9 protein-coding genes are annotated in these 13,129 nt (G+C 69.3%); 2 read left to right on the top strand and 7 right to left on the bottom strand.

Going from position 1 to position 13,129, the window contains the following annotated elements; genetic code table 11:
- Position 1: 1 nt before the first annotated feature.
- The 7 genes from ACWF7A_RS25545 to ACWF7A_RS25515 form a co-directional block, all read right to left on the bottom strand.
- Complete coding sequence (locus ACWF7A_RS25545; protein ID WP_452253014.1) at positions 2 to 1,516, bottom strand: alpha/beta hydrolase; 1,515 nt, start codon at positions 1,514 to 1,516, stop codon at positions 2 to 4.
- 13 nt (positions 1,517 to 1,529) lie between these two features.
- A complete protein-coding gene (locus tag ACWF7A_RS25540; protein WP_452253013.1) occupies positions 1,530 to 3,056 on the bottom strand; it encodes an alpha/beta hydrolase in 1,527 nt (508 codons plus the stop codon).
- Between the two features lie 190 nt (positions 3,057 to 3,246).
- A complete protein-coding gene (locus ACWF7A_RS25535) occupies positions 3,247 to 4,221 on the bottom strand; it encodes an ABC transporter substrate-binding protein (protein WP_452253012.1) in 975 nt (324 codons plus the stop codon).
- A 16-nt stretch (positions 4,222 to 4,237) separates the two neighbouring features.
- The gene (locus ACWF7A_RS25530; RefSeq protein WP_452253011.1) at positions 4,238 to 5,272 is read right to left on the bottom strand and encodes an ABC transporter permease; all 1,035 of its coding nucleotides are present in this window, start codon (positions 5,270 to 5,272) and stop codon (positions 4,238 to 4,240) included.
- Entirely contained in the window at positions 5,272 to 6,036 is a 765-nt protein-coding gene (locus tag ACWF7A_RS25525) for an ATP-binding cassette domain-containing protein (RefSeq protein ID WP_452253010.1), read from the bottom strand. The genes ACWF7A_RS25530 and ACWF7A_RS25525 overlap by 1 nt, the downstream gene beginning before the upstream one ends.
- On the bottom strand, positions 6,033 to 7,040 hold the full coding sequence (locus ACWF7A_RS25520; protein WP_452253009.1) for a class I mannose-6-phosphate isomerase: 1,008 nt from the start codon (positions 7,038 to 7,040) through the stop codon (positions 6,033 to 6,035). Before ACWF7A_RS25520 ends, ACWF7A_RS25525 begins: the two co-directional genes overlap by 4 nt.
- Positions 7,041 to 7,069: 29 nt before the next feature.
- Entirely contained in the window at positions 7,070 to 8,053 is a 984-nt protein-coding gene (locus ACWF7A_RS25515) for a LacI family DNA-binding transcriptional regulator (RefSeq protein ID WP_452253008.1), read from the bottom strand.
- 372 nt (positions 8,054 to 8,425) lie between these two features.
- Here ACWF7A_RS25515 and ACWF7A_RS25510 point away from each other — a divergent pair, with 372 nt between their 5' ends.
- Entirely contained in the window at positions 8,426 to 10,633 is a 2,208-nt protein-coding gene (locus ACWF7A_RS25510; protein WP_452253007.1) for a GH92 family glycosyl hydrolase, read from the top strand.
- 28 nt (positions 10,634 to 10,661) lie between these two features.
- Positions 10,662 to 12,875, top strand: coding sequence for a helix-turn-helix transcriptional regulator (locus tag ACWF7A_RS25505; protein WP_452253006.1), 2,214 nt, complete (start codon positions 10,662 to 10,664; stop codon positions 12,873 to 12,875).
- Positions 12,876 to 13,129 lie beyond the last annotated feature (254 nt).

Genomic DNA, 13,129 nt, shown 5'->3' with positions numbered 1-13,129 from the left:
GTCACCAGCCCAACCGGGTCGCGAGCGTGCGTGCCTGCTCCAGCGGACCGGCCTGCTGCTGACCTGGTTCGGGCAGCGGCACACCGGGGCAGGACAGGTCCTTCGAGGGAGTGACGCGGTCGACGAGGTAGCGCTCGACGACGTCGTTCACGCAGGCGTTGTCGAACCCGTAGATGCCGTGGTCACCCTCGTCCTTCACGGTCAGCATCTTCGACCCGGCGAACCCGGCGTGCGCCTTGCGTGCACCCTCGATCGGCGTCGGCGCGTCGCGCTCGGACTGCACCATCAGCGTCGGCGTGACGCCGATTCCGTTGGGGCGCTTGAGGGTGACGTCCGGGCGGTCCCAGTACGCGCAGGGGCCCATGATCTGGTAGTAGCCCAGCAGCGGCCACTTCGCGCCGTCGCGGGCCGCGTCGCGTTCCAGGAACTTCCGGTCGCCGCGGAACTTCGTGTCGTTGCAGACGATCGAGTGCAGCGTGGCGTTCTGCGCGTCCGGGTAGCTGGCCTGCGCTGTCAGCGGCGCCGGCAGCGTGCCGGCCAGCTCGGCGAGCTTGCGTGCGGCGCCGTCGAACGCGTACTTGCTGTACTGGCCCTGGACGAGCACCAGGTCCAGCGTGACCGGGTAGTACGTGCCGTCGGGCAGCGTGACGGGCTGCTCGGCGAGCTTCGCACGTGTCCGCTCGTAGCTCTGCCGCACCTCTTCACCGGTCTCGCCGAGGTGGTAGACGTCGTCGTGCTGGGCGACCCACGGCGCGAAGTCGACGCGAAAGCGCCGCTCGAAGCCCATGCCGAAGTCGCCGAAGACCGTCTGCCACGGCGCGGTGAACTCGGTGTTCGAGTCCAGCACGATCTTGTCGAGCGTCTTGGGGAAGTACGTCGCGTAGTAGGCGCCCATCCAGCTGCCGCCGGAGTAACCGAGCCAGTCGACCTTCTTGCGCCCCAGCACCTGGCGCAGCAGGTCGAGGTCCTTCACGGTCTGGTCGGTGGTGACGTACCTGCCGAGCTCGCCGGACTTGGTCTGGCAGAACTCGGCCTGCAGCTCCATGCCGCTGTAGATCAGGTCGAGGTTGGCCTTGCTGCGGTCGCGCGGGTCCGTCGAGCCGAGCGTGTCGTACAGGCCGCAGGTGACGTTGCTGCTGGCGCCCGTGCCGCGCACGTCGATGCCGTAGATCTCGGCGTTCTCGCTGAGCTTCGGCCGGTTGAGGTAGACCAGCGGCAGTGTGCGGCCTTCGCCACCGGGACCGCCGGGGTTGGTGAAGACCGCGGTCTTCGCCTTGCCGTTCACCGGCACCGTGCGGCTCACGGCGATCGTGATGGTCTTGCCGTTGCGCGGGTTGTTCCAGTCCATCGGCGCGGTGAAGCTGCCGCACTGGAGCCGTTCGAAGCCGGGCTCGTCGGTGCACTGCTGCCAGGTGATCTTCTGGTCTGCCAGGCCGGCCGCCTGGGCCTGCGGGGCGATCAGCAGCGAGGTGGCCGTGACCGCGGTCAGCGTTGCTGCGATTCTTTTGCGGTACATGCGTTTCCCCCTTCTACATGCCGAGCTGGGTGGCGAGCCTGCGTGCGTCCGCGAGCGAGGTGCCGCTGGTCTCGCCCGGAGCGGGCAGCGGAACGCCGGGGCACTTCAGGTCCTGGGTGGGCGTGACGCCGTCGACGAGGTAGCGCTCGACGACGTCGTTCACGCACGGGTTGCCGAATCCGTAGATGCCGTGGTCACCTTCGTCCTCCACGGTGAGCAGCACGGAGTTCTGGAAGTTCCGGTGTGCTCGTTGCGCCTGCTCGATCGGTGTCGCGGGGTCGCGCACCGACTGCACCATCAAGGTCGGAGCGACGCCGATCCCGGTCGGCTGCCTGAGCTTCACGTTCGGCCGGTCCCAGAACGCGCACGGGCCGGCGATCTGGGTGTACCCGACCAGTGGCCACCGGGCGCCGTCGCGCGCACCGTCGCGCTCCAGGTACTTCCTGCCGCCGTGGAACGGCGTGTCGTTGCAGAGGATCGAGTACGCGGTGCCCATCTGGGCGTCCGGGTAGCTTGCCAGCGCCTTCATCTGCGCGGGCACCGTTCCCGCCAGTTCCGCGAACGTCCGCGCACCGTCGGCGAAGCTGTCCTTGCTGTAGAGCGTGCCACGCAGCAGGAAGTCGAGCGTCACGCCGTTGTACACGCCCTCCGGCCGCGTGACCGGCTGCGCGTTGAGCTGGGCGCGGGTGCGTTCGTACGACTGGCGGACCTCCTCACCGGTCTTGCCGAGGTGGTAGACGTCGTCGTACTTCGCCACCCACGGCAGGAAGTCGGTGCGGAACCGGCGTTCGAAGGCCATGCCCCAGTCGTCGAAGATCGGCTGCCACGGCAACGTGAAGTCGACGTTGGAGTCCAGCACGATCTTGTCGAGGGTCTTGGGGAAGTAGGTGGCGTAGTAGGCGCCCATCCAGCTGCCGCCCGAGTACCCGAGCCAGCTGACCTTCTTCTTGCCGAGCACCTGGCGCAGCAGGTCGAGGTCCTTCACCGTCTGGTCGGTGGAGACGTACCTGCCGAACTCGCCGGACTTGGTCTGGCAGAACTTCGCGAGCAGCTCCATGCTGCCGTAGAGCAGGTCGAGGTTCGCCTTGCCGCGGTCACGCGGATCGGCCTGCCCGTCGGCGTTGAAGCTGCCGCACGTGACGTTGCTGCTCGCGCCGGTGCCGCGCACGTCGATGCCGATGATCTCGGCGTTCTCGCTGAGCTTGGGCCGGTCGAGGTAGAGCAGCGGGATCGTGCGCCCTGGGCCGCCCGGACCGCCGGGGTTGGTGAAGACGGTGCTCTTCGCCGTGCCGTTCTTCGGCGTGAGCCGGCTGACCGCGATCGTGATGGTCTTGCCGTTGCGCGGGTTGTTCCAGTCCATCGGCGCGGTGAAGCTGCCGCACTCCAGTCGTTCGCCGCCCGGCGGAAGTCCCGGCGGTGGCGTGTCGAAGCACTTCTGCCACTGGATCTGTTGTGGTGGTGCTGCCAGCGCCTGTGGTGCGACGAGCAGCGATGTGGCCGTGACGGCGGTGAGTGCCGCCGCTGTGGTCCTTCGTAGCATTCGAGCCCCCTCCAATGTGCTTACAGCTCATCGGGTTCGGGGGAGCTGAGCATCGGCTGAAGGATGACCGGCTTGTACGACTTGGGTCTTAGCCCAACGCGGCCAAACGGCCATGACATGCGTCATCGGACCCTGAACGGACTGAGGGCCGTCCCCAGGTGGGAACGGCCCTCCGCAGCGAGCTGAACCGTCAGCACTTCTCCTTGTAAAAGTACTTCGAGTTCGCCGACGCGTCGTCCTTCGTGATGGCGACGAGGTCGGTCTCGATGTTGCGCTTGTTCTCCTTGCCGTCGATCGCGGCCAGCGCCTGCTCGACGCCCTGCTTGCCGATCGTGGCCGGGTCCTGCGCGATCAGGGCCTGCACGGTGCCCGCCTGCAGGTCCTTGACCTGGTTCGGCGAGGCGTCGAAGCCGACCAGGTTCACCGCGCCGGTCTTGCCCGCGTTGCGCAGCCCGGTCGCCGCGCCCTCACCGGAGTTGAGGTTGGTCGCGAACACGCCGATCAGGTCCGGGTTCGCGGCCAGGGTCGCGGTCACCTTCGAGGCCGCGGTGGCGGGCTCGTTGTCGGTGTACTGCTGGCCGATGTACTTGAGGTTCGGGTACGCCTTGATGGCGTCCTCGAAGCCCTTGGCGCGCGCGTCCGTCGTGGAGGTGCCCGCCTTGGTGTTGAGCACCAGCACGGAGCCGGACTTGCCGGCGGCGAGCTTGTTCAGGGTCTCGGCCGCGAGCTTGCCGCCCTGCTCGTTGTCGGACGAGATCGAGGACACGCCGATCGAGGCGTCCTGCAGCTTGGTGTCGACCTCGACGACCTTGATGCCCGCGTCCTTGAGCTGCTTCATCGGCCCGGCCATGGCCTTGTCGTCGGTCGGCGCGATGAGGACCGCGGCCGGCTTCGACGCGAGGATGCCGGTGACGATCGGGGTCTGCTGGGCCGCGTCGAACTTCGCGGGGGCCTGGGTGTCGAACTCGTAGCCCGCGGCCTTCGCCGCCTCCTCGAAACCGCACTGCATCGAGATGTAGAACGGCTCGGCGGTGATGCCGGGGATCAGCACCAGCTTCTTGTTCGCGGCCGAGTCTCCCGAGTTCGAGTCACCGATCTGTCCACCCCCGCCACACGCGGCGAGCAGGAAGGCGGCTGAGACGACCACTGCGGAGCGGATCTTCATTGGTCCGGCACCTTTCCTAACGTTGGTTGCGCGCCCGACGCCGTGTCTGGTCCAGCCACACGGCGGCCACCAGCACGATCGCGACGGCGATCGGCTGCCAGAACTCCTTGACCCCGATGATCACGAGGCCCTTCTCCAGCACCGCCGGGATGAACACGCCGAACACCGTGCCCAGCACCGACCCCATGCCGCCGAAGATGCTCGTCCCGCCCAGGACGACGGCGGCGATCGCGTTCAGGTTGTCCGTCTCGTGGCCGGTGACGACCGCGACGCGGAAGAACGCGTTGCCCATGAACCCCGCGAGGCCCGCCAGCGTGCCGGCGAGCAGGTACACCTTCGTCAGGTGCCCGTGCACCGAGATGCCCACGCGCCTCGCCGCCTCCTCGTTCGAGCCGACCGCGTACGTGTAGCGGCCGAACCGCGTGGTGGACAGCAACAACGCGCCGAGGGCGGTGACGACCGCCGCCACGATCACGATGTTCGGGATGCCGAACCACGTGCCGGAACCAAAGGTGGTGTTGAGCTTGTCCGGGATGCCGGAGACGTTGGAACCGTTGTTCAGCAACAGGGCCGCGCCCTGCGCCGCGCCGAACGAGCCCAGCGTCACGATCAGCGGCGGGATCTTCGCGCGCGAGATCAGCAGGCCGTTGAGCAGGCCCCAGAGCGAGCCGCTGACGACCGCGACCAGCAGGCCGAACCCGATGACGCCCCAGCCGGCGTTCGTCGCGTCACCGCCGGACACCGCGTTCATCGCCATCGCGGACGACACGCTCGCGAACACCAGCACCGAGCCGACGGACAGGTCGATGCCGGACGTGATGATCACGAATGTCATGCCGACCGACAGCACCAGCAGCACGGCGGTCTCCGCGAGCAGGAACTGCAGCGTGGTCACCTGGAAGACCGCGTCCGGCCGGATCGCGCCGAACGTGGCGACGAGGACGAGCAGCACCAGACCGATCCACAGCGTGTTCGCGCCGGTCAGCCGCTTGAGCAACGGGGTGCGCTGCTCGTCCAGGAGAGATGACAACGTTGTCTTCTCATTGGTCATCAGGCTGCGTCCTCCTGGGTCAGCGCGCCGGTCATCGCCCCGACGAGCTCTTCCACGCTGGTCTCGGAAGCCTTGAACCGGGCCACGCGACGGCCGAGGCGCAGCACCTCGACGCGGTCGGAGACCGACAGCACCTCGGGCATGTTGTGCGAGATCAGCACGACGGCGACGCCCTCGTCGCGGACGCGCTTGATCACGTCCAGCACGCGTTCCCGTTGCACCACACCGAGTGCGGCCGTCGGCTCGTCCATGAACACGAGCTTCGACGCCCATGCCACCGACCGTGCGACGGCGACCGACTGGCGCTGGCCGCCGGACAACGACGCGATCGGCACGTCGATGCTCTGCAGCGTCGCGCCGAACCGGGTGAAGTGCTCGGTGGCCTGCTTGCGCATGGCCTTCTTGTCGAGCACGCCGAGGAGGCCGAGAATGCCGGGCTTGAGGATCTCCCGGCCCAGGAACATGTTCGCGGCCGGGTCGAGGTCCGGCGCGACCGCGAGGTCCTGGAACACCGTCTCGATGCCCAGGTCCCGGGCGTCGTTGGGGGAGCTCAGGCGCAGCGGCGCGCCGTCGAACGTCAGCGTGCCGCTGGTCGGCTGCTCCACCCCGGACAGGCACTTCACCAGGGTGGACTTGCCCGCGCCGTTGTCGCCGATCAGCGACACGACCTCGCCGGGGTACGCGGTGAACGAGGCACCGCGGAGAGCTTCCACGGTGCCGTAGTTCTTCGTGAGATCACGAGCCTCCAGCAACGGCTGGCTCACGCGGTCACATCCTCCATCGACGACACAGTGGATAGAACGGGCGGTCGGCAGCGGATCGCCACCAGGTCACCGGACAGCGCGAGCTCACCGGCCGCGTGCGGCACGACGAGGGTGCTGCCCTTGCGCACCTCCTGCTCGCCGAGCTTGCCGGACCCCTCCAGCACGACCAGCACGGCGAACGACGGCTCCAGTGCGAAGGAGCCCTCCACGTGCAGACGGTCGGCCTGGAAGAACGGGTCCGCGTCGCGGCCGAGGAGATCGACCGACGGCGCCCACTTCTCGGACGTCTGGCGCACCAGCTCCTCGAGCTTGCCGCTCCAGCCCTGCCGGTCGACGCAGTCGAGCGCGACGTCGTACCCGAGGCCGAGGTGGCCGATGTCGCCGTTGGCGAGGAAGCCCTGCCACTCCAGCGTCACCGAGAAGTCCGTGGGCTGCTGCAGTTCGACGATGAAGACGCCCTCGCCGATCGCGTGCGGCACACCGGCGGGCACGAACACCGTGTCCCCGGCCCGGACGCACACCGGGTTCAGGGCGTCGAGCATCGCCTTGGTGTTCTGCGTGGCGACCCACTCGGTGACGGTCTCGGCCGGCACGTCGTCGCGGAATCCGATGTAGACGGTCGGGTCCGGGCCGGTCGTGCCGACGACGATCCACGCCTCCGTCTTGCCGTGGCGGCAGTTCAGGTGCGAGGACGCGAAGGCGTTCGACGGGTGGCAGTGCACCGGCAGGCGCTGGCCCGCGTCGAGCAGCTTGACCAGCAGTGCCGTGTCGCCGCCGAACTTCGCCGCGTGGTCCGCGCCGAGCCATCCCGCCGGGTCCGCCTGCACCGCGTCGCGCAGGAGCACGCCGTTCGGCAACGTTGTCAACCCGGCGTCGCTGCGGCCGTAGAGCGTCGTCGTGGACGCCACCCAGTCCTCGGGGCCGAAGTCGCCGCTCGTGCCGCCGCGCAGCGCGGCGATCGCCTCACCGCCGCGGTAGAACTGCTTCGGCTGGTTGGCGGGCAAGTTGACAGGCTGGTGGAGAACACCAGAACTCACGCGTGGACCTCCCCGGATCCTCGTGGCACCAAGCGCACCGGCAGCACGACGCGGCGCGGTGGTGAGTTGTCGCCGTCCAAGCGGGCGAACAACAAATCGGTGGCCGCCTTGCCGAGCGCGCTCGCGTCGTGCGCGATCACGGTCACCGGCGGCGACAGCAGGTCGGCGAGTTCGAAGTCGTCGAAGCCCACCAGGGCGGGCCGTTCCGCGACGCCCGCGAGCGCGCGCAGGACGTACACGGTGATGCGGTTGTTGCCGGCCACGACGGCCGTCGCGGGCTCACGCATGGTCTGCAGCCGTTGCAACGTGGTCGCGACGCTGCTCTCGTCGTGCGGCCCCATCGCCACGAGCTCCTCGTGGTACCCGATGCCGGCCCGCACGCACCCCTCGCGGTAACCGCGCAGGCGCTCGTTGGCGGTGAAGATGTCCGGCGCGTCGCCGAGGAACGCGATGCGGCGGTGCCCGTGCGCGGCCAGGTGCGTGACCGCCTCGACGGTGCCGCCGATGTTGTCCACCAGCACCGTGTCGGCCACGACGTCACCCGCGGGCCGGTCCAGGAACACCACGGGCGTCCCGGCGCGCATCTCCGGCACCAGGTAGCTGTGCTGCAGGCCGGCGGGCACGATCAGCAGCCCGTCCACGCGTCTGCTGCAGAACTCCAGCGCCAGCTCGCGCTCACGCCCGGGATCCTCGTCGGACGAGCCCGAGATCACCTGTCTGCCGCGCAGACGGGCGATTTCCTCGACAGCGCGGGTCACGCCGGAGTAGAACGGGTTGCCGACGTCCTCCAGCACCAGCCCGATCGTGCCGGTGGACGAGCCCCGGCGCAGGTTGCGGGCGCTCAGGTTCCGCCGGAACCCGAGCTGGTCGATGGCCGCGAGCACGCGCTCGGCGGTGGACGGGTGCACGCCCGGCTCGTCGTTGACCACGCGCGAGACGGTCTTGATGCTCACGCCCGCGAGCCGCGCGACGTCGTTCATCGTCGCGCGACGTACCTTGCGCTGACCGGCTACGGGCCCGCTGGGGGACAACGTTGTCATAGTGGCCGTATCTCACCCCGGCTTTACGGCCTTGTCAACCGTTTCCTCACCGGTTCAGCGCCCGCCACAACGTGTGTTGATGTCCGGAATCGGACAAGTGATCGTCATGGTCTTGACCTTGCCCGTGTGCGCTCAGCGATGATCTGGTGACGGACAGCGTTGTCGGCTCTGGGGGCGGCGCGGTCCGGCGAGAAGGCCCCCGGGCCGGGGTGTGCATGCGGCGGCGGTACCACCCCGGTCCGGTCCCTCACCACCCGACCGGACCACCCGGCCGACCCGCCGGGGCCCGGAATCACATCTAGGGTGACTGTCGTGGAAGCACTGGATCCCATCGAGTCGGTCAACACCTTCATCGGCACGAAGGACGAGGGCAACACGTTCCCCGGCGCGTCCCTGCCGTTCGGCAAGGCGCACTCGAGCCCGGTCGGCTCCCACTACGCGGGCTACCGCTACGACGACCAGCAGATCCGCGGCTTCGGGCACTTCTTCCTGTCCGGCGCGGGCTGCTGGGAGCAGGGCGGTCTCGTCCCGATCCTCCCGGTCACCGCGCTGCCGCAGAGCTTCGACCACAAGCGGTACGCCAGCGCGTACACGCACGACGGCGAGATCGGCAAACCCGGCTACTACAAGGTCAGGCTGGACCGCGACATCACCGTCGAGTGCACCGCGACCACGCGGGCCGGCGTCGAGCGCTACACGTTCCCCGGCGGCGTCAAGGGCACACTGCTCGTCAACGTCGGGCAGGCCAACGACAAGGAGCCGGTCAGCGCCAGCTCCGTCCGGGTCGTGGACGACCGCACGATCGTCGGAACCGTGGAGACGCAGGCGTTCTGCGGCGGCCGTCCGTACGTCACGTACTTCACCACCAGGTTCGACCGCCCGTTCACGCAGTTCGGCACGTGGGGTCCGGCGGGACCCAGGCCGGGGCAGCGGGAGTCCGCGGGGGGTGCCGGCCTGCGGGGTGCCTGGGTGACGTTCGAGCCCGGCCCGGTCACGGCCACGACCGCACTGTCCCAAGTGGACGAGCGCGGCGCCACGAACAACCTGGAGACCGAGACCGACGGCAAGACGTTCGACGACCTGCGCAACGAGGCCCAGGAAGCGTGGCGCGCGGAGCTGGGCTGCATCGAGATCGAGACTGAGGACTGGGACGAGCGCGCGGTCTTCTACACCGCGCTCTACCACGTGCTGCTGCAGCCGTTGACCGGCAGCGACGCGGACGGCAGGTACCGCGGCTTCGACAACCAGGTCCACCAGGCCGACGGCTGGACGTACTACGAGTACTACTCGCTGTGGGACACCTATCGCGCGCACAACCAGCTCCTCGCGCTGCTCCGCACCAAGCGGAGCAAGGACATCGCGCGGAGCGTCCTGGCGATCCACGAGCAGGGCGGCTGGCTGCCGCGCTGGGCGTACGCGAACCAGGAGACGAACTGCATGACCGGCGACCCGGTCACGCCGTTCCTCGTCGACCTGTGGCGCTTCGGCCACCTCGACGGGTTCGAGGAGCAGGTGTACCAGGCGTTGCTGCAGAACGCGGACGGGGTCCCGCCGGCCGCGAGCAGGTTCCAGGGCAGGTCCGGCAACCCGAACTACCTCGCCAAGGGGTTCGTCCAGTACGACAAGCGCTTCCCGAAGAAGGGTCAGGACACCGACCCGCACCACGGCGCGTCGGCGACCCTGGAGTACGCGCTGGCCGACGCCACGCTCGCGATCATGGCCGACGCGCTGGGTCACGAGGAGGACGCGGAACGGCTGCGCGCGCGAGGCCTCAACCACCGCACCCTCTGGGACAGCAGCGTCACGGACCGGGGCTTCACCGGCTTCCCGCGACCCAAGCTGGGGAACGGCGCCTGGCTCACGCCGTATACGCCGCAGGGGCCCGAGGGGTTCCACGAGGGCACGGCGTGGCAGTACCAGTGGCTGTGCCAGCACGACATCACCGGGCTGGTCACGGCGCTCGGGGGCGAGGCGGCGGCCGAGGCGCGGCTGGACGACTTCTTCGCGTACGCCGACCTGCTCGTCGACCCGAAGCGGACCGTCCGCGAGAAATGGGTCGTCGGGCCGTACGACTACTACAACCAGTTCCGCTACAACCCGAACAACGAACCGGACCTGCACGCGCCGTGGATGTACGCGCTGATCGGCAAGCCGGAGAAGACGTCCGTGGTCGTGCGGGCCGCGCAGACGTTGTTCGTCAACGGCCCCGCGGGCGTCACGGGCAACGACGACCTCGGCACGATGTCGGCCTGGTACGTGTTCAGCGCGCTCGGGATGTACCCGGCGGTGCCCGGCACCGGTGAGTTCGTGCCGCACGCACCGAGGTTCACGAAGGCCGTCATCCATCTGGAGAACGGCGAGGACGTCGTGATCGAGGCCGAGGCCGCCGACGTCACGAAGACGCAGGTGGTGCAGCGGATCCGGAGCGGCTGGCTCTCGCGGTCGAAGGATCGGATCGAGCTCGCGGAGCTGGTGTCGGGCACCAGGCTCCAGGTCGACCTACACACACTTTCCAACTGAGACGCCGAAACGGTCGTACCCTCTTGCGATGGGCGTCTGCGCGAGCTGTGGCACGGGGTTCGCGCCCCTGCCGTCGCGAGCGCGGTACTGCTCGAACGCGTGCCGCCAGCGCGCCTACCGGAGGCGTTCCGCCGGTACGTCCACTGTGGTCGCCGAGCTGCCCGCTCACGCCGACGCGTTCGTCGGCAGGGCGAGCGAGCTGGCGGAGCTGCTCCTGTTGCTGCGCAAGCACAGGATGCTCACGCTCGTCGGATCGGCCGGGGTCGGGAAGACCCGGCTCGCGGTCGAGCTGGCGCGCCGGGCGAGACGGGCCGAGGTCCGCACCGTCGAGCTGGGCAGGCTGAGCCGGCCGGGGCAGGTGGTGGAGGCGTTCGCGGAAGCCGTTGGGGTGTACCAGCAAGCGGGCGTCGCGCTGCGGACGACGTTGCTGCAGGAGCTCGGCAACCGGCGGATCCTGTTGCTGGTCGACAACTGCGAGCACCTCGTCGAGGAGTGCTGCGCGGTGGTGGACGCGCTGCTGTCGCGGTGTCCGCACGTGCAGGTCCTGGCGACCAGCCGGGAGGCGTTGAGGTCCGTCGGCGAGGTCGTCTACCCGTTGCGGGGCTTGGAGGCCGATGCGGCGAGGTTGTTCGTCGACCGTGCCGGCACGAGCGGCGACCCCGACGTGATCGAGGCGATCTGCGCACGGCTGGACGGCGTGCCGCTCGCGGTGGAACTGGCCGCGAAGCTCTCCGTGCCGTTGCCGGAGCTCGCGACCAGCCTCGACCACCGGCTCGACCTGCTGGACGGCCTGCGCGGGGCCATCGCGTGGAGCCACGACCTGCTGACCGCGGACGAGCAGGAGCTGTTCCGGCGGCTCGCGCTGCTGCCCGGCGGGTTCGGGCTGGAGATCGCCGAGGTCGTGCACGGCGGCCCGGTGATCGGGCTGCTCACGGCGTTGCAGGCGAAGTCGTTGGTGGCGCGGGAGAACGACGGCCGCTTCCGGATGCTCGAATCCATCCGCCTCTACGCCGCCGAGCAGCTGGAGGAGCACGGCGAGCACGAGGTGACGGCCGAACGGATCCTCTCGTGGCTCTGCGAGAAGGGCGAACCCGGCGTCGCGTCGTCGATCCTCACGCCGGAGCAGGTGCGGGCGCTGCACGAGGAGTACGACAACGTGGCGTACGCGTTCGCCCATCTGGTCGCATCGCGGGACGATCGCCGGCTGATGCTCGCCACGATGCTGCTGAGGGTCTGCTTCGACCGCGGTTACTTCGCCCAGGCCGGCGCGGTGCTGATGCAGGTGCTGCACCAGTCGCCCGCCGACGCCCGCTACCGGATCCTCGCGCTGGAGTACGCGTCCCTGCTGGCGAGCCACGAGGAACGGCACGACGAGGCGGTGCGGCACGCGCTCGAAGCGGTCGAGACGGCGGAGTCCGGCGGGCAGGCGCTGATCATGTGCCGGCTCTTCCGAACGTTGGCGGGCGCTTACGACGGTCTGGGCGATGTGCCGAACGCGGCAGCGGCACTGCGTCGATCGATCGAGTACGGCGTACGCAACGGCAACCACGTGAGTGTCGCCGTGTCCAGCCAGAACCTCGGCTGGACGCTGCTCGTCCAGGGTGACGCCAACGCCGCCGCAGCGCTGGTCGACGACGCGTTGCCGGTGCTCAGAGTCCATGCACGGCAGGACGTCGTGGCCGTCGCGGTGCACACGGCGGGCTGCATCGCTTTGGAGCGCGGGGACTTGGTGACGGCGGGCGCCCGTTTCGCCGAGAGCGCGCGTCTCACTTCGGACACCCCGCGGGCCGCGCTGGAGTCGGTCGAGGGCCGCGGCCTGGTCGCGATGGCGTCCGGACGGCACGAGCTCGGCGTGCGGCTTCTGGCCGCCTGCCAGCAGATGCGCACGACGTGGGTCGTCCCGTGGGAGCCGTGGTGGCGGCGGAAGATGACCGCCGCGCTGGACCTCGCGCGGGAATCCCTTTCCTCGGCGGCATTCCAGCGAGCCCTCGGAGCGGGCCGGGCGATGGACGTGCGGCACGCCCTGGAAACGGCGCTGGACAAGGAGATAGTGCGGCATCCAGTGCTCAGCGACCGGCAGCGGATGGTCGTCGAACTGGTGGCGCAGGGCCTGACGAACGCGCAGGTCGCGGGCAAGCTGGGCATCTCGCACCGCACCGTGGAGTCCCATGTGCACAACGTGAAGACCGCGCTGGACCTCTCGACCCGTGCGCAGCTCGCGGCCTGGGCCCGGTCGCACTAGGGCGTGTCCCGGAAGTTCGTCTGGTGGCAGGCGCGGGCGAGAGACCCGGAGACGGTGCCGCCGCGACGTCCTCATACCGGGCGTATTCGGACGTCGCGGCGGTGCCGTCTCCGTGGCCCTCGGCCGCCACTGCCGCCCGACGGGACTTCCGGGACACGCCCTAGGTGTGATGTCCGGGGAGGTTGGTCAGCCGGGTGATGGGTGGTTGGCCTCCGAGGGCGGAGTGGGCTCGGTGGTGATTGTAGAAATGCAGC

It is taken from the genome of Lentzea sp. NPDC055074 (assembly GCF_053608005.1).
The sequence above is the reverse complement of the archived record's forward strand: the minus strand, read 5'-3'. Positions and strand labels throughout refer to the sequence as shown.

What these genes read in the sequence shown, in the direction of transcription:
- ACWF7A_RS25545 (WP_452253014.1), bottom strand. Translation starts at nt 1,516, where the DNA reads ATGTACCGCAAAAGAATCGCAGCAACGCTGACCGCGGTCACGGCCACC.
- ACWF7A_RS25540 (WP_452253013.1), bottom strand. Translation starts at nt 3,056, where the DNA reads ATGCTACGAAGGACCACAGCGGCGGCACTCACCGCCGTCACGGCCACA.
- ACWF7A_RS25535 (WP_452253012.1), bottom strand. Translation starts at nt 4,221, where the DNA reads ATGAAGATCCGCTCCGCAGTGGTCGTCTCAGCCGCCTTCCTGCTCGCC.
- ACWF7A_RS25530 (WP_452253011.1), bottom strand. Translation starts at nt 5,272, where the DNA reads ATGACCAATGAGAAGACAACGTTGTCATCTCTCCTGGACGAGCAGCGC.
- ACWF7A_RS25515 (WP_452253008.1), bottom strand. Translation starts at nt 8,053, where the DNA reads ATGAACGACGTCGCGCGGCTCGCGGGCGTGAGCATCAAGACCGTCTCG.
- ACWF7A_RS25505 (WP_452253006.1), top strand. Translation starts at nt 10,662, where the DNA reads ATGGGCGTCTGCGCGAGCTGTGGCACGGGGTTCGCGCCCCTGCCGTCG.